At 70.6% G+C, this 24,386-nt stretch carries 30 protein-coding genes; 19 read left to right on the top strand and 11 right to left on the bottom strand.

Annotated elements, in window-relative coordinates; translation table 11 throughout:
- Nucleotides 1–36 precede the first annotated feature (36 nt).
- A complete protein-coding gene (locus ABFX50_RS20095) occupies nucleotides 37–1,599 on the top strand; it encodes an MFS transporter (protein ID WP_346148441.1) in 1,563 nt (520 codons plus the stop codon).
- On the opposite strand, the gene ABFX50_RS20090 is transcribed toward ABFX50_RS20095, so the two are convergent.
- Nucleotides 1,594–2,517: a cysteine peptidase family C39 domain-containing protein gene (locus ABFX50_RS20090; protein WP_346148439.1), complete on the bottom strand. Its 924-nt coding sequence runs from the start codon at nucleotides 2,515–2,517 to the stop codon at nucleotides 1,594–1,596. The genes ABFX50_RS20095 and ABFX50_RS20090 overlap by 6 nt on opposite strands.
- Nucleotides 2,518–2,659: 142 nt before the next feature.
- On the opposite strand from ABFX50_RS20090, the gene ABFX50_RS20085 reads away from it, so the two are divergent.
- Together ABFX50_RS20085 and ABFX50_RS20080 are read left to right on the top strand one after the other, a co-directional pair.
- Nucleotides 2,660–3,928, top strand: a complete 1,269-nt coding sequence (locus ABFX50_RS20085) for a cation:proton antiporter (protein ID WP_346148437.1) — start codon at nucleotides 2,660–2,662, stop codon at nucleotides 3,926–3,928.
- Between the two features lie 62 nt (nucleotides 3,929–3,990).
- Nucleotides 3,991–4,521, top strand: coding sequence for a DoxX family protein (locus ABFX50_RS20080; protein ID WP_346148435.1), 531 nt, complete (start codon nucleotides 3,991–3,993; stop codon nucleotides 4,519–4,521).
- Between the two features lie 56 nt (nucleotides 4,522–4,577).
- On the opposite strand, the gene ABFX50_RS20075 is transcribed toward ABFX50_RS20080, so the two are convergent.
- Nucleotides 4,578–5,081, bottom strand: coding sequence for a nuclear transport factor 2 family protein (locus tag ABFX50_RS20075; RefSeq protein ID WP_346148433.1), 504 nt, complete (start codon nucleotides 5,079–5,081; stop codon nucleotides 4,578–4,580).
- Nucleotides 5,082–5,193: 112 nt separating this feature from the next.
- On the opposite strand from ABFX50_RS20075, the gene ABFX50_RS20070 reads away from it, so the two are divergent.
- Entirely contained in the window at nucleotides 5,194–6,102 is a 909-nt protein-coding gene (locus tag ABFX50_RS20070; protein ID WP_346148431.1) for a LysR family transcriptional regulator, read from the top strand.
- A gap of 191 nt (nucleotides 6,103–6,293) precedes the next feature.
- Nucleotides 6,294–6,500, top strand: a complete 207-nt coding sequence (locus ABFX50_RS20065) for a cold-shock protein (protein WP_183653956.1) — start codon at nucleotides 6,294–6,296, stop codon at nucleotides 6,498–6,500.
- A 240-nt stretch (nucleotides 6,501–6,740) separates the two neighbouring features.
- On the opposite strand, the gene ABFX50_RS20060 is transcribed toward ABFX50_RS20065, so the two are convergent.
- Nucleotides 6,741–7,904: a pyridoxal-phosphate dependent enzyme gene (locus ABFX50_RS20060; protein WP_346148428.1), complete on the bottom strand. Its 1,164-nt coding sequence runs from the start codon at nucleotides 7,902–7,904 to the stop codon at nucleotides 6,741–6,743.
- Nucleotides 7,905–7,998: 94 nt separating this feature from the next.
- On the opposite strand from ABFX50_RS20060, the gene ABFX50_RS20055 reads away from it, so the two are divergent.
- Nucleotides 7,999–8,478 carry an Lrp/AsnC family transcriptional regulator gene (locus ABFX50_RS20055; protein ID WP_183653946.1) on the top strand — a complete coding sequence of 160 codons (480 nt, stop codon included), beginning with the start codon at nucleotides 7,999–8,001 and terminating at the stop codon, nucleotides 8,476–8,478.
- Here the strand turns inward: ABFX50_RS20055 and ABFX50_RS20050 are convergent.
- Nucleotides 8,475–8,987, bottom strand: a complete 513-nt coding sequence (locus tag ABFX50_RS20050) for a CGNR zinc finger domain-containing protein (RefSeq protein ID WP_346148425.1) — start codon at nucleotides 8,985–8,987, stop codon at nucleotides 8,475–8,477. The two genes, ABFX50_RS20055 and ABFX50_RS20050, sit on opposite strands and share 4 nt — an antisense overlap.
- 105 nt (nucleotides 8,988–9,092) lie before the next feature.
- Here ABFX50_RS20050 and ABFX50_RS20045 point away from each other — a divergent pair, with 105 nt between their 5' ends.
- The 3 genes from ABFX50_RS20045 (at nucleotide 9,093) to ABFX50_RS20035 (ending at nucleotide 10,838) form a co-directional block, all read left to right on the top strand.
- Entirely contained in the window at nucleotides 9,093–9,953 is an 861-nt protein-coding gene (locus tag ABFX50_RS20045) for an alpha/beta fold hydrolase (protein WP_346148423.1), read from the top strand.
- A 90-nt stretch (nucleotides 9,954–10,043) separates the two neighbouring features.
- Entirely contained in the window at nucleotides 10,044–10,544 is a 501-nt protein-coding gene (locus tag ABFX50_RS20040) for an HPP family protein (RefSeq protein ID WP_346148421.1), read from the top strand.
- Between the two features lie 54 nt (nucleotides 10,545–10,598).
- The gene (locus ABFX50_RS20035) at nucleotides 10,599–10,838 is read left to right on the top strand and encodes an NUDIX hydrolase (RefSeq protein ID WP_346148419.1); all 240 of its coding nucleotides are present in this window, start codon (nucleotides 10,599–10,601) and stop codon (nucleotides 10,836–10,838) included.
- On the opposite strand, the gene ABFX50_RS20030 is transcribed toward ABFX50_RS20035, so the two are convergent.
- A complete protein-coding gene (locus tag ABFX50_RS20030; protein WP_183653934.1) occupies nucleotides 10,763–11,203 on the bottom strand; it encodes an Lrp/AsnC family transcriptional regulator in 441 nt (146 codons plus the stop codon). The two genes, ABFX50_RS20035 and ABFX50_RS20030, sit on opposite strands and share 76 nt — an antisense overlap.
- A gap of 165 nt (nucleotides 11,204–11,368) precedes the next feature.
- Here ABFX50_RS20030 and ABFX50_RS20025 point away from each other — a divergent pair, with 165 nt between their 5' ends.
- The 3 genes from ABFX50_RS20025 to ABFX50_RS20015 all read left to right on the top strand — a co-directional run bounded on the left by ABFX50_RS20025 (nucleotide 11,369) and on the right by ABFX50_RS20015 (nucleotide 14,478).
- Nucleotides 11,369–12,229 carry a tryptophan 2,3-dioxygenase gene (locus ABFX50_RS20025; protein ID WP_346148416.1) on the top strand — a complete coding sequence of 287 codons (861 nt, stop codon included), beginning with the start codon at nucleotides 11,369–11,371 and terminating at the stop codon, nucleotides 12,227–12,229.
- A gap of 17 nt (nucleotides 12,230–12,246) precedes the next feature.
- A complete protein-coding gene (locus ABFX50_RS20020) occupies nucleotides 12,247–13,587 on the top strand; it encodes an FAD-dependent oxidoreductase (RefSeq protein WP_346148414.1) in 1,341 nt (446 codons plus the stop codon).
- A 144-nt stretch (nucleotides 13,588–13,731) separates the two neighbouring features.
- Complete coding sequence (locus tag ABFX50_RS20015) at nucleotides 13,732–14,478, top strand: hypothetical protein (RefSeq protein WP_346148412.1); 747 nt, start codon at nucleotides 13,732–13,734, stop codon at nucleotides 14,476–14,478.
- Nucleotides 14,479–14,663: 185 nt separating this feature from the next.
- On the opposite strand, the gene ABFX50_RS20010 is transcribed toward ABFX50_RS20015, so the two are convergent.
- Complete coding sequence (locus ABFX50_RS20010) at nucleotides 14,664–14,966, bottom strand: STAS domain-containing protein (RefSeq protein ID WP_346148410.1); 303 nt, start codon at nucleotides 14,964–14,966, stop codon at nucleotides 14,664–14,666.
- A gap of 447 nt (nucleotides 14,967–15,413) precedes the next feature.
- Between ABFX50_RS20010 and ABFX50_RS20005 the strand changes: the two genes are divergently transcribed.
- Nucleotides 15,414–15,617, top strand: a complete 204-nt coding sequence (locus ABFX50_RS20005) for a cold-shock protein (RefSeq protein WP_346148408.1) — start codon at nucleotides 15,414–15,416, stop codon at nucleotides 15,615–15,617.
- Nucleotides 15,618–15,683: 66 nt separating this feature from the next.
- Nucleotides 15,684–16,064 carry an STAS domain-containing protein gene (locus tag ABFX50_RS20000; RefSeq protein WP_346148406.1) on the top strand — a complete coding sequence of 127 codons (381 nt, stop codon included), beginning with the start codon at nucleotides 15,684–15,686 and terminating at the stop codon, nucleotides 16,062–16,064.
- 3 nt (nucleotides 16,065–16,067) lie between these two features.
- Here ABFX50_RS20000 and ABFX50_RS19995 read toward each other — a convergent pair whose 3' ends face one another.
- The gene (locus ABFX50_RS19995) at nucleotides 16,068–17,339 is read right to left on the bottom strand and encodes a DUF5994 family protein (RefSeq protein WP_346148404.1); all 1,272 of its coding nucleotides are present in this window, start codon (nucleotides 17,337–17,339) and stop codon (nucleotides 16,068–16,070) included.
- A 171-nt stretch (nucleotides 17,340–17,510) separates the two neighbouring features.
- On the opposite strand from ABFX50_RS19995, the gene ABFX50_RS19990 reads away from it, so the two are divergent.
- Nucleotides 17,511–18,161, top strand: coding sequence for a hemerythrin domain-containing protein (locus ABFX50_RS19990; RefSeq protein ID WP_346148402.1), 651 nt, complete (start codon nucleotides 17,511–17,513; stop codon nucleotides 18,159–18,161).
- Nucleotides 18,162–18,271: 110 nt separating this feature from the next.
- The gene (locus tag ABFX50_RS19985; RefSeq protein WP_346148400.1) at nucleotides 18,272–18,724 is read left to right on the top strand and encodes a DUF4383 domain-containing protein; all 453 of its coding nucleotides are present in this window, start codon (nucleotides 18,272–18,274) and stop codon (nucleotides 18,722–18,724) included.
- A 3-nt stretch (nucleotides 18,725–18,727) separates the two neighbouring features.
- On the opposite strand, the gene ABFX50_RS19980 is transcribed toward ABFX50_RS19985, so the two are convergent.
- Nucleotides 18,728–19,582, bottom strand: coding sequence for an FRG domain-containing protein (locus ABFX50_RS19980; RefSeq protein WP_346148398.1), 855 nt, complete (start codon nucleotides 19,580–19,582; stop codon nucleotides 18,728–18,730).
- Nucleotides 19,583–19,631: 49 nt separating this feature from the next.
- Nucleotides 19,632–19,985, bottom strand: coding sequence for an STAS domain-containing protein (locus tag ABFX50_RS19975; protein WP_346148396.1), 354 nt, complete (start codon nucleotides 19,983–19,985; stop codon nucleotides 19,632–19,634).
- Nucleotides 19,986–20,148: 163 nt separating this feature from the next.
- Here ABFX50_RS19975 and ABFX50_RS19970 point away from each other — a divergent pair, with 163 nt between their 5' ends.
- A complete protein-coding gene (locus ABFX50_RS19970; RefSeq protein ID WP_346148394.1) occupies nucleotides 20,149–21,126 on the top strand; it encodes a glycerophosphodiester phosphodiesterase family protein in 978 nt (325 codons plus the stop codon).
- A gap of 68 nt (nucleotides 21,127–21,194) precedes the next feature.
- Nucleotides 21,195–22,481, top strand: coding sequence for a DUF1254 domain-containing protein (locus ABFX50_RS19965; protein WP_346148392.1), 1,287 nt, complete (start codon nucleotides 21,195–21,197; stop codon nucleotides 22,479–22,481).
- Between the two features lie 28 nt (nucleotides 22,482–22,509).
- Here the strand turns inward: ABFX50_RS19965 and ABFX50_RS19960 are convergent, their stop codons facing one another.
- Nucleotides 22,510–23,136, bottom strand: coding sequence for a hypothetical protein (locus ABFX50_RS19960; RefSeq protein WP_346148390.1), 627 nt, complete (start codon nucleotides 23,134–23,136; stop codon nucleotides 22,510–22,512).
- Between the two features lie 104 nt (nucleotides 23,137–23,240).
- Here ABFX50_RS19960 and ABFX50_RS19955 point away from each other — a divergent pair, with 104 nt between their 5' ends.
- Entirely contained in the window at nucleotides 23,241–23,777 is a 537-nt protein-coding gene (locus ABFX50_RS19955) for an NUDIX hydrolase family protein (RefSeq protein ID WP_346128032.1), read from the top strand.
- A gap of 4 nt (nucleotides 23,778–23,781) precedes the next feature.
- Here ABFX50_RS19955 and ABFX50_RS19950 read toward each other — a convergent pair whose 3' ends face one another.
- A complete protein-coding gene (locus ABFX50_RS19950) occupies nucleotides 23,782–24,372 on the bottom strand; it encodes a TetR/AcrR family transcriptional regulator (protein WP_346148388.1) in 591 nt (196 codons plus the stop codon).
- Nucleotides 24,373–24,386 lie beyond the last annotated feature (14 nt).

Below are 24,386 nucleotides of genomic sequence, written 5' to 3'. Positions count from 1 at the left end.
GACCTCAACCACGCTTGAGCTCCTAGCGTGAGGCCCATGAACGCCAACGTGATCACCAAAGCGGGGCGGCGGGAGTGGACCGGGCTCGCCGTCCTTGTCCTGCCGACCCTTTTGCTGTCCATCGACATGAGCGTGCTCCACCTGGCCGTGCCCATGCTCAGCGCGGATCTGCGGCCCAGCGCGACCCAGCTGTTGTGGATCAACGACATCTACGGATTCCTCGTGGCGGGCTTCCTGATCACGATGGGCACGCTGGGCGACCGCATCGGCCGCAGGCGGCTGCTGCTGATCGGGGGCGCCGCGTTCGGCCTGGCCTCGTTGCTCGCCGCCTACGCCCCCAGTGCCGAGTCGCTGATCGCCGCGCGGGCGTTGCTCGGCATCGCGGGGGCGACGCTCATGCCGTCCACGCTGTCGCTGATCAGCAACATGTTCCACGATCCCGGCCAGCGCACGGTGGCCATCAGCCTGTGGATGACCGGATTCACCGGCGGCATGGTGCTCGGTCCCGTCGTGGGCGGGGTGCTGCTGGAGAACTTCTGGTGGGGCTCGGTCTTCCTGCTGGGCGTTCCGGTCATGGCGGTGCTGCTGGTGGCGGGTCCGATGTTGCTGCCCGAGTACCGCAACCCCGGTGCCGGCCGCCTGGACGTGACCAGCGTGCTGCTGTCCCTGACCGCCATCCTGGCGATGATCTACGGACTCAAGGAGATCGCCGCCTACGGCCTCGCCCTGCTCCCCGTCCTGACCGTCCTTGCGGGGCTCGCGCTCGGTGTCGCGTTCGTGCGCAGGCAGCGCGGGCTGGCCGACCCTCTCCTGGACCTGAAGCTCTTCGCGGAGCGGAAGTTCAGCGCCTCGCTGGGCACCCTGATGCTCACCATCCTGGTGGGCCCCGGCATCGGCCTGCTCTCCGCGCAGTACCTGCAGCTGGTGCTGGGCCTGTCACCGCTGGAGGCGGGGCTGTGGTCAATGCCTCCAGCGGTGGCGGTCACGGTGGGCCTGGTCGTCTCGCCGCTGCTGGCCCGCAGGCTGCGGCCGGCCGTCGTCATCGGCGTGGGACTGCTGGCAGGCGCCGCGGGGGTCGCCCTGATCACCCAGGCGAGCCCCACGTCCGGCCTGGCGGCCGTCGTCGTCGGACAGGTCGTCTTCTTCCTCGGCGCCTCCCCGCTCATGGTGCTCGGGACCGACCTGATCGTGGGGTCGGCGCCGCCCGAGCGTTCGGGCTCCGCCTCCTCCCTGTCGGAGACCGTCCAGGAGTTCGGCGGCGCCTTCGGCCTGGCGCTGTTCGGCAGCATCGCCACCGCCGTCTACCGGGCGCGGCTGACCCTGCCCGAAGGGCTTCCCGCCGAGGAGGCGGCCATCGCAGGCGACACACTGGGCGGCGCCGCCGCCGCGGCGGGACGGCTCCAGGGACCGGCCGCCGACGCGCTCCTCGACGCGGCGGGATCGGCCTTCACCAGCGCCCTGCAGACAGCGGCGATGATCAGCGCGGGGATCGTGGTCCTCGCGGCCGGCGTGGCCTTCGTCTTCCTCAGGCAGGTCCCGCCGACGGCCGAGCAGACACCCCACCTGGAGCCGGCACCCGCGGCCCCCGTGACCTCATGAGCCGAGGACGGCGCGCAGCCGCTCATAGGTCGGGGCCAGCTCGCGCAGCCCCGCCGTGAGCGCCGCGTCGTCGCCCGCCACGACAGGCCGCTGAAGCCCTCCCACGATGCGGGCCTGTCCGGCGGCGACGGCGGCGCCCTTCCCCAGTCCCATCGAGGTGAGGCAGACGGCCAGATCGTTCAGCCTGCGCGCGCCCACCCTGACGGCGAACGCCTGCCACAGCTGCCTGACCTCGGGATCCAGCCCTTCCGCCACGAGCTCGGCCGTGCGCTCGGCCGCCTCCGCCTGCCCCAGCGTCCCCGGAGGGACGGGCTTGTCCTTCCTGCCCCCCAGCCAGGCCACACCCGCCGGCAGCGAACGCCGCAGCGCCTCGGCCTGGCTCACCCGCTCCCGCCTCACGAAGCCCGACCGCATCGCGTAAGGGCGTTCCAGGTAGGCGACCAGCTCGCCGCGCCAGGACTCGGCGAAGACCCCGGTCGGCACCGTGGCGTACGGGTGGCCCTCCGGGTCGTGCAGGAGCACGGTGTCGTCGTCCACCGCCAGCACCACCACGTAGTGGTCGGCCCCGACCGCCCGGCCGGAGCCGGGCTGGTGCGCCAGCAGCCCCATCTCCAGCGGGCCCGCCAGGACCGGCCCCTCCTGGCAGGCCCTGCGCAGCCGGTCGAGGGCCTCGGCCGCCGAGCCGCCGTCGTCGCGCTCGCACGACCAGCCGAGCAGCTCGATAGCGGCGTCGAGCCCCTGCTCGGGGTCCCAGCCGAAGGGATCGAAGAGGGGCAGCCGGCCGCCGATCAGCTGCATGCCGTACGGCGAGCCGGTCAGGACCTCGATGACGGAGGGCGGGGGCGCCTCGGCGCCCAGCATCATGGCGAGCGCGTTCGCGTAGCAGTACGGACCCGAGCCGACATAGGGGATGGACATGTGGGGAGCATGACGACTGACACGGTGTCAGGGTCAAGCGCCACATGAGAACGGAGGCAGGCCTGGCGCGGCGGTGCCGCCGCTCGCCCACGGAGACGTGATATTTCAGTTTTCATGAGACCAGCGGGGCAGGTGAAAGCCGGTGAACAACCCTGATCTCATCTTCGCCCTCGGTGGCGCGGGCGCGCTGCTGGCCGCGGTGCTGCCCGGCGTGCTGAGTCGGCTGCCCTTCTCCCTGCCGCTGGCCTGCCTGCTCGGCGGGCTGCTGCTGTTCCTGCTCCCTCTTCCGCTGCCCGAGGTCGATCCCGTCGCCCACAGGGTGGCGCTGGAGCACGTCACCGAGATCTGCGTGGTCATCTCGCTCATGGGCGCGGGCCTGGCGATCAACCGCAGGCTCGGCCTGCACAGTTGGTCGACGACCTGGCGGCTGCTCGGCGGGACCATGCCGCTCACCGTGGTGGCCGTCGCGGCAGTCACCGCATGGCTGCTGGGCTGGCCGCTGGCGGCGGCGGTGCTTCTCGGCGCGGTGCTCGCGCCCACCGACCCCGTTCTGGCCTCCGACGTGCAGGTGGGAGAGCCCGTCGACGCCGAGAACGCCGACGACGAGGTCCGTTTCTCCCTCACCTCCGAAGCCGGGCTCAACGACGGGCTGGCCTTCCCCATCGTCTACGCCGCCATCGCCATGGCCGCGACGGGCGGCACCGCGTGGCTGGGCGAATGGGCGCTGGTGGACGTGCTCTACCGGATCTCCGCCGGAGTCCTCGGCGGGCTGCTGATCGGCAGGCTCCTCGGCCGCCTGTTCTTCCACGCCAAGACGGAGAACCTGCGCCTGGCCGAGCACCGCGACGGGTTCGTCGCCCTGGCCAGCACCTTCCTGGCGTACGGCCTGACCGAGCTCGTCCACGGCTACGGCTTCATCGCCGTCTTCGTCACCGCCTGCGCGATCAGGAACGCCGAGCGCAGCCACGGCTACAACGGCATCCTGCACGGCTTCATCGAGCAGATCGAACGGCTGCTCACCGCCTGGCTCCTGCTTCTGCTCGGCGGCTTCGTCGCGGCGGGCGGCCTGGCCTCGCTGACCTGGCGCGGCGCCGCCGTCGCCCTCCTGCTGCTGCTGGTGATCCGCCCGCTCACGGGGTGGCTGGTCCAGCTCGGCGGCCCGGCGGGCCCGCGCGAGCGGGCCGTCACGTCCTTCTTCGGGATCCGCGGCATCGGCTCGCTCTACTACCTGGCGTTCGCGCTCGGGCAGGCCGATTTCGGCGTGCCCCAGGAGGAGCTGTGGGCGGTGGCCGCCTTCACCGTGGTGGTCTCCATCGTGCTGCACGGTGTCACCGCCACCCCGATCATGTCGCGCCTCGATCGGCTGCGGGGCACGCCGCAGCCGTCGTCGCTCGCCGAACGCGACTCCTAGACGCCCTGCCGCCTCATTTCGGCGCAGCCATAATGCCCGGCTTGTACGGGTAAGAACTCCGCATGAAGGTAACCGCAGAGGACATGGGTGTGCTGCTGCTGCGCGTGCCCGCCGGCCTGCTGCTCATGGGGCACGGCGCGCAGAAGCTGTTCGGCTGGTTCGGCGGGGGCGGCCCCGAGGCGACCGGCGAGATGATGACGGCGCTCGGCTATCCGCAGGGCAGGCTCGTGGGCCTGGCGGCCGGTCTGGGCGAGTTCGGCTCGGGCGCGGGGATCGCCCTCGGCGCGGCCACGCCGCTCTCCTCCGCCGGTCTCATCGCGACGATGACCAACGCCGCCGTCTCGGCGCACCTGTCCAAGGGGCTGTGGGCGCAGCACGGCGGGTTCGAGTACCCGCTCATTCTCGCCACCGGCGCGGCGTCGCTGGCGGTGCACGGTCCGGGAAAGCTCTCGGTCGACGCGATGCTGGGCTGCGAGCGCAAGGGCTTGGCCTGGGGCCTGGCCGCCCTTGCCCTGGGCCTCGGCGGCGCCGCCGCCGTCCTGGCCCTCCGCCACCGGAACACCACCACCACCGGCCCGGCCGAGCCCTGGTGACGTCGGACGCCTCACGCGTGGCTCGGCCGTCTCCCGGGTGAGTGCCCCGCGGATGCTCAGCCGCCGAAGACGGCCGTCGGGTCGCCGGTGTACCAGAGGTTGTCGATGACGACCCTCCGCAGGAGCCAGCGCTCGCCCTCGCGGACGAGGTCGACGTCGTAGAGGTTCTTCAGTAGGGCGTGCGTGCCGCGGTCCGCGATGAGCAGGTGCTGGGCCTCCACCAGCGCGGTCAGGCGGGCGGTGTCTCCGTCGACGGCGACGCGCGGGTTGGTGACCTGGTGGGTGGTGTCCACCCTGCCCTCGAACATCGCGAGGATGGTCGTGACGATCGTGTCCCTGCCGGACATCAGCGGGGGCTCGGCGCCCCACGCGGCGGCCGCGGGGCGGAAGTCGAGTTCGGCGTCTTCGGCGAAGGCCGAGGCGAACAGCTCGCCGTCCTTGAGATCCTGGCCGAGCCCGAAACGGTAGAGCGCGTCGGTGATCTCGGCGCGATCCCTGAGTTCCCTGGAGACGGCGTCGGCCGCGACCGCTGATACGGCGTGCTGGGTGGTGACGTACATCGATGCTCCCGTGCAGGCGTCTGTGTGCCTCCACCCTCGGCAGGACGAGGCTCGCGATCAACGAGAGCCTGTGCAAGGATCGTGAATCCAGACTTAACGATGGGGAGCGGTCATGCTGGAGCGCCACGAGGTGGAGGCGTTCCTGACGCTCGCCGAGGAGCTGCACTTCGGCCGTACGGCCGAGCGCCTGCACGTGTCCACTGCGAGGGTCAGCCAGACGATCAAGAAACTGGAGCGGCGCGTCGGCGTCCCCCTGTTCGACAGGACCAGCCGCCGCGTGCAGCTCTCCCCTGTCGGACGGCAGCTCTTCGAGGAGATCAGGCCTGCCTGGACCCAGATCGGCACCGCGCTCGAGCGGGCGATCGAGTCGGGAAAGGGCATCGCGGGCACGCTGCGGGTCGCCTTCACCGGCGCCGCGGCCGGTCAGCTGCTGGTCGGGGCGAGCGAGCTGTTCAGGAAGCGGCAGCCCGACTGCGAGGTGCGCATCAGGGAGGCGCAGATCGGGGAGATCGTGACGTGGCTGCGCGACGACGAGGTGGAGATCGTTCTGGCGAGTCTGCCTCCCGGGCTCCCCGAGCGCGAACCCGGCTTCGCCACCGGGCCGGTGCTGGTGAGCGAGGCGCGCATGCTGGCCGTACCAGTCGGGCACCCCTTCGCCAGGCGGACGTCCGTGTCCGTCGAGGACCTGGCCCGCGTCCCGATGCTCCAGCTGCCCGACACGCTGCCCGCATCGTTGCGCGAGGATCACACGCCCGCGCGCACGCCCTCGGGCCTGCCGATCGCGCCAGGACCTTCGGCCGCGACCTTCCAGGAGATGCTCACGCTGGTCGGCGCGGGTCTCGGGGTCTTCCCCGTGGGCGCGCAGGCCAGGCGCTACTACGCGCGTCCCGACGTCGCCTACGTCCCCTTCAGCGACGCCCCGCCCCTGGAGTGGCGGCTCCTGTGGCGGGCCGGCGGAGCCACCGCCAGGGTCCTCGCTTTCAGCCACGCGGCGCACGACATGGTGACCGACTACCGCTGAGCTCAAAAGTGTGCTACCTTGATGGAAGTTGCAGTTGTGGTACCCATACAAAGACTTTGTGTGCGCCTGATGTCATCATGTGACCTTCAGGTGCATTTTTGTTTGCCGGTCATCTCCGGGTGGGGTCATCTCAGCGACAAACGACCCGTGCAGGGGCGGAACTCGCCCCGCATCTAGTTAGGGAGATTGACATGGCTACTGGAACCGTGAAGTGGTTCAACTCGGAAAAGGGCTTCGGCTTCATCGAGCAGGACGGCGGCGGCGCTGACGTCTTCGCCCACTACTCCAACATCGTCTCCCAGGGCGGCTACAGGGAGCTGACCGAGGGTCAGAAGGTCTCCTTCGACGTCACCCAGGGCCAGAAGGGCCCGCAGGCCGAGAACATCGTTCCCGCCTAATTCGGGCTTAGCGCCACGAGCCGGGGCTCGCACCTTTGGGTGCGGGCCCCGGCTTTTTGGTGTCACCGGCCGCCCACGCGGGGCGTTCGCATCTGATGAGTTCAGGGGTCATCCAAGCCGTGCTCGCGACCGCGAACGGGCTGGGCGGCTCACGCCCGAAGACGGCCGCTGCCGGTCGGACCTGGTCACCCGGCTCGATCTCACCGCTTGTATCCGGGCCGGCCGACGGTCGGGGCCGGGTCAGAGCGCCCCTTCGGAGCCCACGAGGAGCACGCGGGAGGCCGGGCCCAGGTCCAGCGCGGTGCGGGCGGCCTGGTCGAGGGAGAGCAGGCCCGCCGCTCCGGCGGCGCCGCAGGCCGAGACCCGCACGCCCTCGGCGGCCAGGAGCCTGGCGGCGCTCTCGGCCTCCTCGTCGGTGATGGTCACGAAGGCGTCGGCCAGGCGGGACAGCAGCCGCCATGCCACCAGGGACGGTTCGCGGCAGTCGAGACGTCCGAGCAGGGTCTGCCCGCCCTCGACCCGCGTCGGCCTGCCCTCACGGGCGCTCACCAGCAGGCAGGGGGCCGCCTGCGGTTCGACCACGACGATCTTCGGCTGCTCACCCCAGCGGTCGCGCACGTACCCGGCGGCCGCCGCGGCGAGACCGCCCACACCCGCCTGGACGAAGACGTGACTCGGCGCCTCGCCACCCTCGACGCTGCCAGGGCCTCCCGCGCCTCCGGTGTCACCCACGGCCCAGGCGCTCTCGGCGGCCCCGCCGCGCAGGGCCTCGGCGACCTCGTCGAACAGAGCGGTGTAGCCGCGCATGATGTCGAGGGGGACGGCGGTGTAGCCGTCCCATGAGCTGTCGGAGATCAGCCGCCAGCCGTGGCGTTCGGCGGCCTCCTGCGCCGCGGCCATGCTCTGCTCGTAGTCGCCGGGGCTGCGCCGTACCTCAGCGCCGAGCCTGCGCAGGCGGCGGGCGAAGTCCTCGGGGACGTCCTCGCTGAGGAAGACGATCGGGTCGCCGCCGAGCTCGCGCACTCCGGCCGTCATGGAGATGCCGTGGTTGCCCGCGCTGGCACAGACGAACGGGGTGCGCGCGGCGATCTCGCGCACCTGCTCCTCGGTGGGCCGTGGACCGTGGCGCTCCTCGGCCTCGGTCCGCACCAGCCGGGCGACGGCGTACATACCGCCCAGCGCCTTGAAGCTGCCGAGCCCCATGCGCCCGCTCTCGTCCTTGACCAGGATCGAGGCGACGCCTGCCGTACTCGCCATCGAGGGAAGGGAGAGCAACGGGGTGGCGCGGTTGGCGGGGTGGGGGCCCAAGAAGGCACGGGCCTGCTCGGCGTGGGCGACGCCGAGCAACTCGCGCTCGTTCGCGGTGTAGGTCTCTCGCGCGCTGTTCAGCCAGCTGTTCTCCATGAGGAAAATGCTAGGGAGACCACGTGCGGCCAACTCGCGACTTCGAGGGCGATGCCGTCGTTCGGCCGCGCCGTACGGCGATAATCTGCGGTTCATGCGCACGCCGGACCTGGACGACCTCGATCGCGCCATTCTCGACCGCCTGCAGCGGGACGCCCGCACCATCGCCGAGTCCATCGCGGTCGAGGTGGGCATGTCGACCGCCGCGGTCCAGCGCCGCATCAAGCGGCTCCGCGAGACCGGCGTGATCGCCCGCGAGGTGGCGGTGCTCAACCCGAAGGCGCTCGGCCAGGCGATGACGTTCATCGTGGAGGTGGAGATGGAGCGCGAGAAGTCGGAGGTGCTCGACGCCTTCCGCTACCAGATGGACGCCGACGAGAACGTCCAGCAGTGCTACTACGTCACCGGCGCCTACGACTTCGTGCTGATCGTGACCGCTCGGGACATGGAGGACTTCGAGGGGTTCACCCAGCGGACGTTCTTCGACAACGGCAACGTGCGCAGGTTCACCACCAGCATCGTGATGCGCCCGATCAAGGTGGGCCTGACGCTTCCCGTTCGCTCCCGCGCCTAGGCCGAGCGCTGGCGCTCCTGGAAGCGGCTGCTCTTGGCGCGGTTGCCACAGGTCTCCATCGAGCACCAGCGGCGGCTGCCGTTCTTGCTGATGTCGTAGAACCAGAGCACGCACGCCGGGTTGGCGCACTTGCGGATCCGCTCGGGGCGCTCGCCCATCAGGCGGACGAGGTCGGCCGCCGCCACCCATGCCGCATGCCAGGCCGGGTCGTCGACGACGATCTCCTCGTACGGCCGCGCCCCCCGCAGTCGCGGTCGCCGTGAACCGTGGTCGAGGACGGCGTCGAGCGGGCCTTCCCTTCCGACGAGGGCCGCCCGCAGCGCGTCACGCGCCGCGACCAGCGGCTTCCTCGCCTGATCGGCTTCGCCCTGCAGTCCGTGCTCGGCGAGCCACGCCTCCGTTCCGCCGGGATCATCGAAGAAGTCCACCCAGGCGTCCTGCTCCACCCAGGCGGTGTTGACCAGGTCCAGCGCCAGGGGTTCGCCTAGCAGCGGCCGCGTTCGCGTCATACCTCCATCTTAACCCCCTAACGCGATTTGACCGGTTGAACGTGGCCGCGCTACGTTGTCCACACCAACCGGCAAAACTGATTTAGATGGTTAGTGAGGATCGTCATGACCGTTCGCCACCACACAGTCGAGATCGACGGGCTGAACGTCTTCTATCGCGAGGCGGGCGACCCCTCAGCGCCGACGCTCGTGCTGCTGCACGGCTTCCCGACCTCGTCGATCGCCTACCGGGAGCTCATGGAGGAACTCTCCGACGAGTTCCATCTCCTCGCACCGGACTACCCCGGCTTCGGCCACAGCTCCGCCCCCGCGGCCGACGAGTGGGACTACACCTTCGACCACCTGGCCGACGTCGTGGACCGGCTGCTGGAGACCCTTGGCCTGACCAGCTACGCGCTCCACATCCACGACTACGGCGCGCCGGTCGGCTTCCGGCTGGCCCTGCGCCACCCCGAGCGGATCACCGGCATCGTCACCCAGAACGGCAACGCCTACGACGAGGGCCTGACCCCCTTCTGGGAGCCGATCCGCGCCTACTGGGCCGACCCGAGCCAGGCCAACGGCGACGCCCTGCGCGGCCTGCTCACCCGCGAGGCCACCCACTGGCAGTACACCCACGGCGTCCCCGACACCTCACTGGTCAACCCCGACAACGAGGCCTTCGACCAGGCGCTGCTCGACCGTCCCGGCAACCAGGAGATCCAGCTGGCCCTGTTCCTCGACTACGGCGTCAACCCCGGCCACTATCCCGCATGGCAGGACTACCTGCGCACCCAGCAGCCGCCGCTGCTCGCGGTCTGGGGAAGGAACGACGAGATCTTCGGTCCCGACGGAGCCCGCGCCTACGCAAGGGACGTGAAGCAGGCCCGCATCCACCTCCTGGACGCCGGCCACTTCCCGCTCACGACCCGCCTGAAGCAGAGCGCCGCCCTCATCCGCGACTTCCTCCGCGGCCTGTCCGACTGAGGAGCGGGGCCTGTCCCACCGACCAGGAGGAGCGGGCCTGCCCTCCGGCGAGCCGGGCCCGTTCCTCCATCGACCCGAAGGAGGCCGCCGATGGCGTCCATGACCTCTCCTCCCCCCGCCGCCCCCGCCCGGCCGCCGGCCACCGCGATCCTCGTCACCACCACGGCCACCCTGGCGGGCCTGCTGCTGCTCGCCGCGGTGACCTCCGCGACCAGCCTCCCGCTGTTCGCGCTGCCGTTCGCGGCGAGCGCCGCCATCGTGGCGGTCGCTCCCGCCGCGCCGTTCGCGCAGCCCCGCAGCATCCTGTTCGGCCACCTCAGCGCCGCCGTGCTCGCCCTCGCGATCACCACGCTGACCGGCCCTTCGATCTGGGCCGCCGTCGTCGCGGCGGGCCTGGCCACCGCCCCCATGCTCCTGCTGCGCGCCCCGCATCCGCCCGCGACGGCCACCGCGGCCCTGGCAGGGCTCACCGACCCAGGCCCGCTCTTCGTGCTCAACCCGGTGCTGGCCGCCAGCGTGGTCGTCGTCCTCGGCGGCGTCGTGCTCGGCCGCGCACTGCCGGGCCACCGCTATCCCACGTACTGGCGCTGATCCACGGCGACCCGGACGCCGCCGGCTCCGGCGCGTCTGGCAGGGTGGCCGGTTGTGGACGGACAAGAACGCGAGGCCATCGACGTCGTGGCCGCGGCGGTCATCGACAGGGGACGGCTGCTCGTGGTCAGCAAGAAGAGCGCCCCCGACCTGTTCTACCTGCCCGGCGGCAAGCCCGAGCCGGGCGAGAGCGAGGAGCAGACCCTCGCCCGGGGCACTCACGGGGTCGCGGCCGTGAGCGGGTGCGCGGTGAGCGGGCTGGACAGGACCATGGTGCTCGACGGCTGCCCGTAGACGGCCAGCCTGTCGATCAGGTCCTCGAAGGCGGCCATCGAGGCCGCCGCCACCTTGAGGATGCTGCACACGTCGCCGGTGACCCGGTGGATCTCGCGCACCTCGGGCCAGCCGGCCACCTCGGGGTCGCGCAGCACGCAGCGGGGTCCGTAACACGACATGCGGATGAACGCCGACACCGACCAACCGGCCATCGCAGGATCCACCTGCGCGTGATAGCCGGTGATCACCCCCGACTCCTCCAGCCTGCGCACCCGCTCGGCCACCGCGGGCGGCGACAGATGGACCCTGCGCGACAGCTCGTTGAAGGAGAGCCTGGCGTTGGCCTGCAGTTCGCGCAGGAGCTCCCAGTCCATGTCGTCCATCAGGGGGCACCTTTCGATCGGAAAGCAGCCGCCAGGATATAGCCGGAATCGTACGCCCATAGTGGGGCATCGCCGTTGAACCGGCATTCCTTCCGGACCCTTCACCCGGCCATCATGAGGTGGTCAGTCAGGGGAGGGTGACCAGTGGACGGTACACGTCAGACAGTGCGGCCGACGACGGCCGTGGAGCGGGCCGAACGGGCCATGGCCACGGGTGGATCACCGACGCTGGAGTTCCAGGCCGAGGTCCCCTACGACGCCTACGTGCACACCGAGGTGCTCCACAACCTGCAGCAACCGCTCAGCGACGACCCCGGCGAGATGTCGTTCCTGATGATCACCCAGGTGATGGAGCTGTACTTCAAGCTCGTCACCTTCGAGCTGCGCAACGCCAGGGCGGCGCTGCGCGACGACGAGGTGGGGGCGGCTCTGGCACCGCTGCGCCGTACGGCGCTGCACCTCGAAGGGCTCAACGGAAGCTGGCGCGGACTGCGGTGGATGACCCCCTCGGACTTCAACCGCTTCCGCGACCAGCTCGGCGAGGCGTCGGGGCTCCAGTCCTCGATGTACCGGCACCTGGAGTTCCTGCTGGGGCTGAAGAGCGTCGCGCTGCTCCGGCCGTTCAGGCGGCAGCCGAAGGTCCACCGCGAGCTGATGCGCACCTTCGAGTCGTCGAGCGTCTGGGACGAGACCATCGCGCTGCTGGCCCGCCGCGGTCACGACGTCCCCCTTGAGCTGCTCGAACGTGACTTCTCCTTGGAGCACGAACCCCACCAGGCGGTCGAGAAGGCCTGGGTCGAGGTCTACCGCGACGACAGCACGACCAACGAGCTGCGGATGCTCGGCGAGGCGCTCACCGAGGTCGCCGAGCAGTTCGGCGACTGGCGCTACCAGCACGTCGCCGCCGTCCGCCGCTCGATGGGCGCCAAGCCCGGCAGCGGCGGTTCGAACGGCCTCGCGTGGCTGGAGCGCAGCATGGCCCGGGTGGTCTTCCCCGAGCTGTGGTCGGCCCGTACCCACATGTGAAGAAAGCGAAGGACACCATGAACGTGGCCATCGTCGGCGCGGGGCTCACCGGCTGCCTGCTCGCCTGCTATCTGGGCAGGCGCGGTCTCGACGTGACCGTCTACGAACGGCGGCCCGACCCGCGCGGCGGCGTCGTGGAGCGGGGCAGGTCGATCAACCTGGCCATCTCCGAACGCGGCCTCGACGCGCTGCGCAGGATCGGCCTGGAGGAGCGGGTCATGGCCGACGCGCTGCCGATGCGCGGCCGGATGATCCACCCGGTCTCCGGCCCGCTGGACTTCCAGAGGTACAGCCGCGACGGCGATCTGGCCATCAACTCGATCAGCAGGGGCGCGCTCAACAACACGCTGCTCGACGCCGCCGAGTCGGCTCCCGGCGTGAAGGTCCTCTTCGGGCACCGGTTGACCGGCCTCGACCCCGCGACGGGGACGATGACGTTCGAGACCGAGCAGGGCGACGTCCTGGCGGAGGCAGGCGTGGTGCTCGGCGCGGACGGCTCGGGCTCGGCCGTACGCGGGCAGCTGCTCGCCCACGGGCGCGTCGAGGAGAGCCTGGACTTCCTCGACCACGGCTACAAGGAGCTGACCATCCCCGCGGTGGACGGCGAGTTCGCGCTCGACCCCGGCGCCCTGCACATCTGGCCGCGCGGCACCTCCATGATGATCGCGCTGCCGAATCCCGACCGCTCCTTCACCTGCACGATGTTCTGGCCGACGGGCGGCACCGCGAGCTTCGCCTCGCTGAGCAGCCCGGCGGCCGTGGAACGTCACTTCCGCGCCCACTACCCCGACGTGGTGCCGCTCGCCCCTGACCTGGCCGACGACTACCGCCACAACCCCGTCGGCCTGCTCGGCACCGTCCGCTGCGCTCCTTGGCACGCCGACGGCAGGGTCGGACTGATCGGCGACGCGGCGCACGCGATCGTGCCCTTCTACGGCCAGGGAGCCAACTGCGGCTTCGAGGACGTGGTGGAGCTCGACCGGTGCCTGGAGGAGAGCGGCGGCAGGTGGGAGCGGGCGCTGCCGCTGTTCGAGGAGCGGCGCAGGGAGAACACCGACGCCATCGCCGAGATGGCGCTCGCCAACTTCGTCGAGATGCGCGACAAGGTGGCCTCGCCGATGTACCGGCTGGTCAAGAACGTCGAGCACCGGCTGGAGGCGGCGCTGCCCGGCCGCTACGTGTCGCGCTACGCGCTGGTGTCGTTCTCCACCGTGCCCTACGCGCAGGTCAGGCGCAGGGTGCGCGGGCAGCGGCGGCTCCTCGGGACGGCGGTGGCCGCCGTGGTCACGGGGGTGCTGGCGGCCGGCGTGTCGGCGCTGAGGTCCTCCGGGCGACGGCGAGGCCTCACGCGCCGGTGACGGCCTTCCGCTCCACGGCGATGAGCGGAAGGAAATGACACAGGCAGGCGTGTGACGACTCCGTAAGCGGTAGTGCCAGGTATACCTCCGGCTCTCGCTTCTGCGCCCGTGTGCCCGAGGGGGGCGCTCGGTTGAATGAGGCGCATGACGAGCACCGAGACACCGCAGACCGCCGTGGACCGCCGCGCCACCCTTCCGGGACCGTGGGTGGAGGGCGTGAGCCTGATCCTCGGCCCGCTGCTGCTCCTCGCGGGGGTGCTGGCGCGGAGCGGGGAGGCCGACTTCTTCCCCGGCCAGCTGGCCGCCTACGCCGCCGAGCCTGGCCGGATGGTCCTCTCCTACAGCCTCTTCGCGGCGGGGACCGTCCTGCTGTGGCCCGCCGTGACCTCGCTGGCCCGCGGGATCGGCGTCACCTGCCCCGGCTGGGCCAGGTGGGGCGTCACGCTGGTGGTTCTCGGGCTGTTCGGCCGGGTCTTCCACGCGGGAGTGAGCCACCTGGCCTTCCAGCTGGTCGACGCCCTGGGCCTCGAGGCCGCGCAGAAGGCCGTCGCCTCCACCTACGGCGCCTTCCACCTCTTCAAGGCGGTCAACGTCTTCATCATGGGCGGCTGGATCGTGCTCGCGGTCGGCGCCTTCCGCGCCAGGGCCATGGGCGCGGGGGCCGTCGGCGTGGCGCGGTGCGTCGCGCTGGCGCTCGCCGCAGGGCTGCCGCTGGGCGTCCTCAAGGGCAGCAGCGACCCGATCTCCGTCGCCGCCCTCCTCGGCCTCGCCTTCGCCCTGGTCCCCCTCGGCGTCGCCGTCCTGCGGCAGGCGCCCGCTCCCAGGTGGTGGGCCGTCGCGCTGACGATCGCCCTGGTCCCCGCCGCCTTCCTCCTCGGCGTCTCCGGCTGACGACCGTCGCGATGGACACCCGGGCGCGCCGAGCCACCTCGTTGATGGCCGTATCCATATCCTTTTCTGACTGTAAGCGCTTTCACAGTAATGTGCGAAAGCGCTTGTAAAGGGCTTCTCCGCCGCCGGCCGAAGACGGTGCAAAGAGAAGGTGAAACAAAGGCTGCCGAAAAGACGACTTCGATTCAGGCCACCGTCGGCAGCCTGCGGTCCAGCCCGGTGGTGTGCAGAAGCTGGGCCATGTACGGCAGCGCCCCCGTCAGCGCGAGCGTGATGCCCATCAACCTGGCGCGACGCTGGATGCCCACCAGGACGCCGAGACCCGAGGTGTCGCAGAACGTCACTCTCGACAGGTCGAGGACGAGCAGGCTGGAGCTGCGGCGCAACTCCCCCAGCAGCCGCTCCCTCAGGGCGGCGCTGCTGAAGATGTCGATCTCGCCGGACAGCCGGACGGTCGTGGTCGAGGCCGAGGTGTCGAAGACGTTCATGGGTGCTCCGATCGGAGAGGATGAGACGCCTGCGCGGACCTCGCGCACGAGATCGACGAGCCGCCGTCGGCGGCGGGAGGCGGTGAAGCGGCACGGGCGTCATGATCGCCTGCTCAGAGGCCGGAAAAGGACCGGGAATATGGCCGGATAATCGTCTGTCGCCGCGGGCGACGCGAGCCTGAATGCCAACGCACGAAATGTCCTCGGTCCCCGGAGTCTACCTTGGGAGCGGTTCCGCGGCGGCGGCCCGCGGGAATGCGCGAACCGCCTCGTCCGTTATATGGTGCAGCCGGATTATCCGTGCACGTGGTTTGCTCTCGCACGCTCGTGGATGGCATGGGTGTGCCCCTGTTTCGTCGAGAGATGGCGCGGTACCGCCGCTGTGACAACCGGTCGGCGGAGCGCGAGCCTGCGATCCGCCCTCATCTCGGGCAAGGGAGAGACCACATGGCACAGGGAACTGTGAAATGGTTCAACGATGACAAGGGGTTCGGCTTCATCGCCGTCGACGGTGGTGGTCCCGATGTCTTTGTCCACTTCTCCGCGATCGACGCCGGCGGCTTCCGCAGCCTCGCCGAGGACCAGCGCGTCGAGTTCGAGGTGAACCAGGGTGACAGAGGCCCTCAGGCGCAGGCCGTACGACCTGTGTGAGTACTGGCCGCGTGGCGGCCGCGCCGCCATGGAGCCCTTCCCATCCCATCGTCGATCGGACCTGCCATGATCATCGTTAGTACTCGACAACCCGGCCTCAGGGCGGGCGCTCGGCCCCTTCCCGCCGACGCCACCGTCGTCCGTCTGCACGGCGACATCGACATCTTCACCAGCCCCGCCCTGCGCGACCTGTTGATCCACGCGCTCGACCAGAGCACGGGCGCACTCGTGTGCGACCTCACCGATGTCGTGTTCTGCGACAGCTCAGGGCTGGCCGTCCTGGTCGGCATGCAACGCCGCGCCCGCGCGCGGGGCGTCGACTTCGGCGTGGCCTCGCCCCGCCCCTACATGGTGACGCTGCTGCACCTCACGGGGCTCGACCGCAGCCTGCCCCTCTACGGCAAGGCCACGACCCTCGTGCCGCCGCCGCGCCCCGCCAGCACATAGACCTCATCCTCTGGCGTACGACGCCAGATGGTCGACGTCGACGAAGCCCGCCGTGTCGAACAGCGACCGGGCGGGTAGTGGCTCGCCCTCGGCGTAGAGCACGATCTCCCTGGCCCCGTTCGCGTAGAGCAGCGCGAGGGCCCGGTCGAGCACGGCCTTGTCGAGCGCGGCGTCGTCGTGGGCGGTGTCCGTGCCGAGCCACCACAGCACCCCCACCCCGTGGGAGGGCGTTCCCGCGACCGCCTCGACCCCGATCTCGTGCTCGGCGACGCTCAGCCACCAGCCCGACGGCCGCTCGCAGGCAGCCACCCTCACCGGCGGACCGGTCTGCGCCAGCCCGAGTCCTCCGACCCCGCGGTGCAGGTAGCGCCATGAGTCGCGGCCGGCGAAACCCGCGTGTTCGAGCACCTTGCGCGTGGTCGCGCGGCGGACGCAGGGAAGCGCGCCGAGCCCCGAGGTCAGCGCCGAGGCGACGGTGAACGCGTGGACGAAGGAGCACCCCTTCAGACAGTCGAGGGCCCGCTGGACGAGAGCTTCGATCACGGTCGTGTTCTCGCTCCCGTGCAGCCACAGGATGAGTCCCGCGGCGTCGCGCGCCCTGGTCGTGTAGGAGATCACGCCGACCACGTCACCTGAGTCGTCGATCAGCACCTCCGTGCGGGGTGGGTCGAGCTCGGCCCAAGGCGACGGATTGTCCACGCACGTCCCCTCGACGGCGTCGGCGAGCATCTGCCTCGAGCACATGGGCTGCCCCGGCAGGCGGTCGGCGTTGACCAGCGCGAGAACCGCCGTCTCGTCGGCCTGCGTGTAGGCGCGCGTCATGGCGAGTCTGGTCTCCGAGTGCGGCTCCTCTGCGGGGCCCCTCGACGCGAGGAGCTCCGCCGCGCAGGTGCCGTTGGCAGGGCGCGCGGCGGCCGCCATCATGGAGGCGGCCCTCGTGGCGGTGGTCTCGGGTGGGACCACCAGCAGGAGGAAGCCGTCGTGGCCGCCGCGGATCACCGTGATCGTCCCCATCGGCGAGGGGAAGTCACCGATCCTGAGGAACCGCCCGGCGATCATGAGGCTGGACGGCACGTCGTCCCAGGCGTCGGGGTCGACCCTTACGCGGAGGATCGTGCCCAGTCGACGGCCCAGGTCGGTGACGAGGGCGGCGAGCTCGCCGCGCAAGTCGTGGGAGCGAGGCCACCAGGCGCCGTGCAGGACGCCGTCACGGGTCTCTGTCGGCTCCAGCACCAGCCGCACGCCGACCGAGTCGGTGGTGTGGTTCGGCATCATGACGTGCCGCCTGTCTTCGACTCGTGAGGAGTCGACTGCTGACCGGGGCCTGCGTCGATGCGAATGCCGGCGCACGGAACTTCTCGGTACTGCCACTCTACGCCTGTCAGCGTTTGGCTGGATTTGCTGCCCGGCTGACTACGGAGCGTGTTCGCAGGGTAGCTGATCCGTATGCCGACAGATGTCATCACGCTGATCACCAGCGATCACCGCAAGATCGAGGCTCTCTTCGAGCGGCTGCAGAGCAAGCGCGACAGCAGGGAGGCCGACGTGGCCGAGCTGGCCGCGCTGCTCACCTCGCACGCGCGCGCGGAGGAGGACAGGGTCTATCCCGTGATCCGCGAGGCCGCCCCCGCCGAGAAGGGCGAGGTCCACCACGGCTTCGAGGAGCACAAGGAGGCCGAGATCCTCCTCAACAAGCTCAAGGCGGCCAAGCCGGACAGCCCCGACTTCGACAGGGTGCTCATGCAGCTCGTCGAATCGGTCACCCACCACGTCGAGGAGGAGGAGAACGAGATCCTGCCCGCCCTCGCCGAGGCGGTGGGCACGAAACGGCTCCAGGAGCTGGGCAGGGCCTTCAAGGAGCGCAGGGACCAGGAGATGCTCGCCCTGAGCGTGCCCGCGCAGAAGGCCGCCCCCGCACGGAAGGCCGGCCGCCCCGCGCCCGCGCGGAAGGCGGCCCGTGTGCCTGCGCAGAAGTCGGGCGCCGAAGGGGAGCTCACCAAGGAGGAGCTCTACGAGAAGGCCAAGGCCATGGACCTTCCCGGCCGCTCGAGGATGACCAAGACCGAGCTGGAGGCCGCGGTGAGCAAGCGCTCCTGAGCCGCGCGGGGCCGGGAGGCGCATCGGCTTGTCCGCCTCTGCCGCGACGACTGGTTCGACCTCTCTCGGGTAGCAGGTCAGGGTACCAATGGCTCCCAGGGAGGTCTGCCATGGACACCCCTCGTACCCCGGCCCGCAGCTCGCCGGTACAGCTCGCCTCGCTCGTCGTCGGCGCGGTGTTCCTGCTCGTCGGCGTGCTCGGCTTCATTCCCGGCGTCACCAGCGACTACGGTGACCTGCGGTTCGCCGGTCACCAATCCGACGCGCTGCTGCTCGGCGTGTTCCAGGTCTCGATCCTGCACAACATCGTCCACCTGCTGTTCGGCGTCGCCGGCATCCTGCTGGCCCGCACCTGGGCCGGCGCCCGCAACTTCCTCATCGGCGGAGGGGTCATCTATCTGCTGCTGTGGCTGTACGGCATGGTCATCGACCGTGACAGCGCCGCGAACTTCGTGCCCGTCAACGTCGCCGACAACTGGCTGCACTTCGTCCTGGGCGTGGGCATGATCGCCCTGGGCTTCCTGCTGACGAGGGGCCGGGTGCCCACCGCTCGCAAGCACTGAGGATCAGCCGCCCATCCGGCCTTCCTGCTGGCGGTCGGTCTCCATGCCGCTCATCGACGCGCCGCCGTCCTCGGCACGGCCTGCGAGGCCGGGCGTGTAGTAGCGGCGCAGCCAGGCCGCCAATCCGTCGAGCCCTGGCAGGAGCACTCTCTCGGTGATGTTGGCCTGGTCGAGCCGCTCCCTGATCTCGGCCTTGACCTCGGGCGGGATCGACCACGCCCACCACAGGTCCTGGTGCTTGTCGAGCCACTGCTCGAGCTGGAACTCGGGGCAGGAGATCACCGACAGCACCGACGACTGGTTGACCACCCGCTCGTCCAGTGACGGCGGCTCGAAGAAGGCCAGGAAGGGCTCGTCGTCCAGCGCGTCGAAGCTCGCGAGGTCTGCGGCCTCCCTCGCCAGCATCTCGGTGGTGAAGAGCAGCGCTCCCTCACGGTCGAGCATCACGCGCAGCGGTTCGGGAAGCAGCCGGTGCGCCGCCGCGCAGTCGACCGCCAGCAGCACGCCGTCGTCGGCGGGCCAGGAGGCGGTCGCGAAGTGCAGGGCGACCAGCGGCGAGAAGGTCCAGTCCAGCAGCCGTGTGGGCAGGCCGTGGTGCTGGCCCAGCGCCAGCCAGTCCCACACGGTCGGGCCAGGCGTCTGGCGATGGGCGTACTTGCGGAAGTTGCGGATGAGGTGCGGCTCGAGGACGGCGTAGTCGCCCTGGAGCCTGGCCAGCCCCGACACGTGCGAGTAGCTGCTCTTGGCCAGGCCACGGAAGACCAGCGTCGAGTGCGCGTGGCCCGAACCGTGCCTGCGGTCCACCCCGGCGATCGCGTCGTCGAGCTCTCTCCACGACGACACCTCGACCATTCCCATCGGTCTCCGATGCCCCGACTCTCCGGCTCCACACCTCTGATCAGGCAGATCACTCAGTGATGCGCGCGGCGAGGGCGTGGGTCAGCGCTTCGAGAGCGGTGGCGCAGACCCGCAGATGACGCCCGGCGCCGGTGATCTCGACGAGCCTGGCCGGTTCGGGCTGCAGCGCGGCCAGATAGACCGCGCCTCCGTGGCCGGCGCCCGCGCGGTAGGCGTCGAGCACCACCCTGAGGCCGCTGCTGCCCATGAACGTCAGCTCACCGAGGTCGAACACCAGATGGTCGGAGAGCCGTCGGCGGGCCTGCAGGACGAACGCCTCGAGTTGCGTGTCGTTGGTCACGTCGAGCTGGCCGCCGACCTGGATCAGGGCGACGCCCGGCAGTTGCTGACACGACAGGCTCAACGCCTCCAACTGGACCTCCGGTGGGGGGAGCGCACGGGCGCACGGAGAAGATCCCACGGGCATGACCATCAGGGATGGTACTCGCCCTCGCTTCGTCTGTGAGGTCCACACAGGATGTTCATAGGATTCGGCATCGGACATTTCGGTCCTTACCATAATTGGCATGCGAGCGATCATCATCGGACACAGGGGTGCGGCAGGTCACCGCCCCGAGCACACCGCGGGAAGCTACGAGCTGGCGGTGGCCATGGGCGCCGACTGGATCGAGCCCGACCTGGTGCCCACCAAGGACCACGTGCTGGTCGTCAGGCACGAGAACGACATCTCCTCCACCACCGACGTGTCCCGACATCCCGAGTTCAAGGGACGCCGCACCACCAAGGTGATCGACGGCCTCGAGGTGACGGGCTGGTTCACCGAGGACTTCACCCTGGCGGAGCTCAAGACCCTGCGGGCGGTCGAGCGGCTGCCCGAGCTGCGCCGGCGGGCCACCGTGTACGACGGCGTCCACGAGGTGATGACCTTCCAGGAGGTGCTCGACCTGGCCGAGATGCTGTCGCTACGGCACGGGCGCGAGGTCGGCGTGTTCCCCGAGACCAAGCACCCCACCTACTTCAGGTCGATCGGACTGCCGCTGGAGGAGCCGCTCATCGAGACGGTCGCCGGCAGCCGGCAGGAGCGGATCGTCGTCCAGTCGTTCGAGCCCTCCAGCCTGCGCCGGGTGGCCAAGGAGCTGCGGGTGCCGCTCTGGCAGGCGCTCGGCACGGCGGGCCGGCCGTACGACCTGGAGGTGGCGGGGGATCCGGCGACCTACGCCGACATGATGCGTCCCGAAGGGCTCGCGAGGATCGCGGAGTACGCCCAGTGGATCGGCCCCGACAAGTCCTCGGTGATCCCGCTCGGCCCCGACGGCGCCTCGGCGGCGCCCACCACGCTGGTGCGGGACGCGCACGCGGCCGGGCTCAAGATCGGTGTCTACACCTTCCGCGACGAGAACCGCTTCCTGCCGGCCGAGCTGCGGCGAGGGCCGCTGCCCTGGGACCACGGCGACGCGCCGACCGAGTACCGCGCCCACCTCCGTCTCGGGGTGGACGCGTTCGTCACCGACTACCCGGACACCGCCGCCGTGGCGATGACTTGACCTTCCGCGGGAGCGGAGAAGGCGAACATCCGGGCATTTCCCTATGAAAGCCTGATGGAGGTGCGGTCATGGTCGACAGGGCAGAGGCGCGGCGGATCGCCGCGGAGGGCTGGATCTACGGCTTCCCGATGCTGATGAACTACCGGACCATGTACAAGCAGGCGATCGACGTCGACGATCCCCGCTACGTGGGCGGATTCGGCCGCTTCCGCCACTACGCCGAGCCCTTCACCCCGCACGACATCGACGTGACACTGCCGAACAGCGACACGCCGTTCTCGTGGGCGTGGCTGGCCGTGCGGACCGAGCCGTACGTCCTGACGGTGCCGGCCATCGACCGCTACTACGTGCTGCCCTTCCACGACCTCGACACCTCCTACATCGGCTTCGTCGGATCCAGGGCGACAGGCACGGGCCCGGGAACCTACCTGATCGCGGGGCCCGACTGGGACCGCTCCACCCCCAAGGGCGTCGACCAGGTGTTCCACGCCGACAGCTATCTGGTCGGCGTGCTCGGCCGTACTTATCTGGCCGGCCCCGGCGACGTCAAGGCGCTGCGCGCCGTCCAGCGGAGCTACGACCTGCGCCCCCTGCACACCTACCTCGGCACCGTGCCACCGCCTGCCGTGAGCCACCCCCACTGGCCCGCCTGGCGCGAGGACGTGCTCGACAGCGTCGAGTTCTTCACCTACCTGGACTTCCTGCTGCACTTCTTCCCCGTCCTTCCCAGCGAGAAGGGCATCCGCGACAGGCTGGCCTCGATCGGCGTGGACGGCGGGGGCTCCTTCTCCCCCTCGCCCGAGCTGCGCGAGGCGCTGGAGCAGGGCATCGTCGACGGCAGGGACGCGCTGGAACAGGCCGACTCCTCCCCCGACCACTCCGCGAGCTGGTTCGGCACCCGCGCCCAGCACGGCGACGACTACCTGACCCGGGCGGTCGGCGTGGACAAGGGCCTGTACGGCCTCCCGCCCGAGGAGGCCTTCTACGCCGGATGGCTGAAGGACAGCGAGGGCGACAGGCCCGACGGCTCGCGCAAGGCCTACGTCATCCACTTCCCCGCCGGACGGCTGCCGCCCGTGCGGTTCTTCTGGTCGGCCACGATGTACCACCTGCCCGAGCGGCTGCTCGTGGAGAACCCCATCGACCGCTACTCGATCGGCGACCACACCCCCGGCCTGGTCTACGACGACGACGGCGGGCTGACCCTGTACGTCCAGCGCGACCGCCCGGCCGAGGGCCCGAGCAACTGGCTGCCCGCTCCCGACGGCCCCTTCGTCATCGTCATCCGCATGTACGGCCCCGCCCCCGAGGCGCTGAGCGGCGAGTGGCGCATCCCGAGGCTCACACCACGCTGACCGGTCGTCGACGCGGCCACCAGGACCGCTAGCTCGGCGACGGCGAGAGGGCGGGTCCGCGCAGGGCCAGGGCCAGCGCGCCGAGCCCGAGGCAGAGGCCGACCGTGCCCGCGGTCATCAGCGCCACGTCCTGGCTGCCGATGAGGACGCCCGACAGCAGGACGGCGAGGGCGACGGCCACGCCGACCCTGCGCAGGACCGCGGCCAGCACGACGAGCAGCACGATGCCCGCCAGGTAGAGCGAGGGCACCAGACCGTAGAACAGGACGGAGACGCCGGGGTAGGCCTTGAAGCCCGCGCTCACGGCGCTCATCGCCTCCCGGTGGCCTGCCTGGAAGCCGACGGCCAGGTCGATGACCATCTGGCCGACGAAGCCGCCGACGCCCACCAGCGAGACCGCCGTGAGGGCGCCCGAGGCGAGCTTGACGCCGGTGCCCGACCCTTCGCTCACCAGGCGGCCGAGCGTCAGGATGACCGGCACGAACGCGACGTAGGCGGCCAGATAGAACACGTGCCCCGCGGTCCACACGGCCAGCGCCTCGCTCCACGGGAGCGAGTGGCTGTAGGGGACCCAGGCCAGTTTCATGACGGCCCAGCCGGCCAGGAGGAGGAGCGGGGCGGCGACGAGCGTGGCCACCGCGGTTCTGTTCGTCATGGTTGAAGTTTCGCGGGCCCGTATCCCCTGGCCCATCGGGGACTTCCCCGGCTGACCCCGAGTCCGTCCCCTACAGGACGGGCGCGGGGACGTACGATCAGCCAATGACCGAAAAGACCGAAACGGCGCCAGGTTGGCTTGCTCCCGAAGAACTGGAGTCCATGCGGGAGCGGTTGCCGATCCTGTATGTCGACGCCGTGCCGGTGCGCCTCGACGACACCGGCATCGTGACCCACGTCGGCCTCCTCCTGCGTATCGGCTCGGACGGCACGGTCAGCAGGGCACTGGTCTCGGGACGGGTGCTCCACAACGAGCGGGTCCGCGACGCGCTGCTGCGCCACCTGGAGAAGGACCTCGGCCCTGTGGCGCTGCCGCACATCCCCGCCTCGCCGCAGCCGTTCACCGTCGCCGAGTACTTCCCGACGCCGGGTGTCACGCCGTACCACGACGCGCGCCAGCACGCCGTCTCCCTGGCCTACATCGTTCCCGTGGTCGGCGACTGCCGCCCGCGCCAGGACGCGCTCGACCTCGTCTGGTTCACGCCGGAGGAGGCGGCCTCGCCCATGGTGCAGCAGGAGATGACCGGCGGGCAGGGTGTGCTGCTGAAGCAGGCGCTCGCGCACGTGGGCAGGCTCTACTGACCTCTCAGCGCTGATCTGACCCGAGCAGGGCGCGCAGCGCCAGGTCGGCCACCTGCCGCAGTTCCTCGCGCCCGCGCCCGCCCGCCGCCTGGACGGCGATCCCGTCGGTGATGGTGTGGACCAGTCCCGCCATGACGCCTGGGTCGGCTCCAGGGGGCAGGTCGGTGGCGCGCTCGAGCCGCCTGCGCAGCGCCGCCTCCCCGGCCTTCCTGCGCCCGACCGCGTCCTGCCGTACGGGCTCGGAGTCGGGCCCGCAGGCGTGCACGCTCTTCACGCTGAGGCAGCCGCGCGGCGTGTGGTCTCCCGTCGTCAGCTCGACGGCCCCGAGGACCAGGCGCTCGACGACCTCGCGGCCGGTGGGCGCCTCCAGCGCGTCGGCGGCGAAGGCGCCAGGCCCTTCGAGGTAGCGGTCGAGCACTCTGCCGAACAGCTCCTCCTTGTTGCCGAAGGCGGCGTAGAGGCTGGGCCTGTTGATGCCCATCGCCTCGGTCAGGTCCGACAGCGACGTGCCTTCGTAGCCCTGCCGCCAGAACACCTCGAGCGCTCTGTCGAGGGCAGCGTCTGCGTCGAATGAGCGCGGGCGACCGCCTGGCATGCCGTACCCCCTCA

The organism is Nonomuraea recticatena, assembly GCF_039533245.1.
Classification (GTDB): domain Bacteria; phylum Actinomycetota; class Actinomycetes; order Streptosporangiales; family Streptosporangiaceae; genus Nonomuraea; species Nonomuraea roseola.
The sequence above is the reverse complement of the archived record's forward strand: the minus strand, read 5'-3'. Positions and strand labels throughout refer to the sequence as shown.

Bases quoted from the DNA above. Each gene is read 5' to 3' on its own strand.
- ABFX50_RS20050 (WP_346148425.1), bottom strand. From the start codon at position 8,987: ATGACGCGAACGCGGCCGCTGCTAGGCGAACCCCTGGCGCTGGACCTG.
- ABFX50_RS20015 (WP_346148412.1), top strand. From the start codon at position 13,732: ATGACGAGCACCGAGACACCGCAGACCGCCGTGGACCGCCGCGCCACC.
- ABFX50_RS20090 (WP_346148439.1), bottom strand. From the start codon at position 2,517: ATGTCCATCCCCTATGTCGGCTCGGGTCCGTACTGCTACGCGAACGCG.
- ABFX50_RS20040 (WP_346148421.1), top strand. From the start codon at position 10,044: ATGGCGTCCATGACCTCTCCTCCCCCCGCCGCCCCCGCCCGGCCGCCG.
- ABFX50_RS20020 (WP_346148414.1), top strand. From the start codon at position 12,247: ATGAACGTGGCCATCGTCGGCGCGGGGCTCACCGGCTGCCTGCTCGCC.
- ABFX50_RS19985 (WP_346148400.1), top strand. From the start codon at position 18,272: ATGGACACCCCTCGTACCCCGGCCCGCAGCTCGCCGGTACAGCTCGCC.
- ABFX50_RS19980 (WP_346148398.1), bottom strand. From the start codon at position 19,582: ATGGGAATGGTCGAGGTGTCGTCGTGGAGAGAGCTCGACGACGCGATC.
- ABFX50_RS20030 (WP_183653934.1), bottom strand. From the start codon at position 11,203: ATGGACGACATGGACTGGGAGCTCCTGCGCGAACTGCAGGCCAACGCC.
- ABFX50_RS20045 (WP_346148423.1), top strand. From the start codon at position 9,093: ATGACCGTTCGCCACCACACAGTCGAGATCGACGGGCTGAACGTCTTC.
- ABFX50_RS20005 (WP_346148408.1), top strand. From the start codon at position 15,414: ATGGCACAGGGAACTGTGAAATGGTTCAACGATGACAAGGGGTTCGGC.
- ABFX50_RS20080 (WP_346148435.1), top strand. From the start codon at position 3,991: ATGAAGGTAACCGCAGAGGACATGGGTGTGCTGCTGCTGCGCGTGCCC.
- ABFX50_RS19955 (WP_346128032.1), top strand. From the start codon at position 23,241: ATGACCGAAAAGACCGAAACGGCGCCAGGTTGGCTTGCTCCCGAAGAA.
- ABFX50_RS19990 (WP_346148402.1), top strand. From the start codon at position 17,511: ATGCCGACAGATGTCATCACGCTGATCACCAGCGATCACCGCAAGATC.
- ABFX50_RS20065 (WP_183653956.1), top strand. From the start codon at position 6,294: ATGGCTACTGGAACCGTGAAGTGGTTCAACTCGGAAAAGGGCTTCGGC.
- ABFX50_RS19960 (WP_346148390.1), bottom strand. From the start codon at position 23,136: ATGACGAACAGAACCGCGGTGGCCACGCTCGTCGCCGCCCCGCTCCTC.
- ABFX50_RS20075 (WP_346148433.1), bottom strand. From the start codon at position 5,081: ATGTACGTCACCACCCAGCACGCCGTATCAGCGGTCGCGGCCGACGCC.
- ABFX50_RS20000 (WP_346148406.1), top strand. From the start codon at position 15,684: ATGATCATCGTTAGTACTCGACAACCCGGCCTCAGGGCGGGCGCTCGG.
- ABFX50_RS19965 (WP_346148392.1), top strand. From the start codon at position 21,195: ATGGTCGACAGGGCAGAGGCGCGGCGGATCGCCGCGGAGGGCTGGATC.
- ABFX50_RS19995 (WP_346148404.1), bottom strand. From the start codon at position 17,339: ATGATGCCGAACCACACCACCGACTCGGTCGGCGTGCGGCTGGTGCTG.
- ABFX50_RS20095 (WP_346148441.1), top strand. From the start codon at position 37: ATGAACGCCAACGTGATCACCAAAGCGGGGCGGCGGGAGTGGACCGGG.
- ABFX50_RS19950 (WP_346148388.1), bottom strand. From the start codon at position 24,372: ATGCCAGGCGGTCGCCCGCGCTCATTCGACGCAGACGCTGCCCTCGAC.
- ABFX50_RS20010 (WP_346148410.1), bottom strand. From the start codon at position 14,966: ATGAACGTCTTCGACACCTCGGCCTCGACCACGACCGTCCGGCTGTCC.
- ABFX50_RS20060 (WP_346148428.1), bottom strand. From the start codon at position 7,904: ATGGAGAACAGCTGGCTGAACAGCGCGCGAGAGACCTACACCGCGAAC.
- ABFX50_RS19970 (WP_346148394.1), top strand. From the start codon at position 20,149: ATGCGAGCGATCATCATCGGACACAGGGGTGCGGCAGGTCACCGCCCC.
- ABFX50_RS20055 (WP_183653946.1), top strand. From the start codon at position 7,999: ATGCGCACGCCGGACCTGGACGACCTCGATCGCGCCATTCTCGACCGC.
- ABFX50_RS20070 (WP_346148431.1), top strand. From the start codon at position 5,194: ATGCTGGAGCGCCACGAGGTGGAGGCGTTCCTGACGCTCGCCGAGGAG.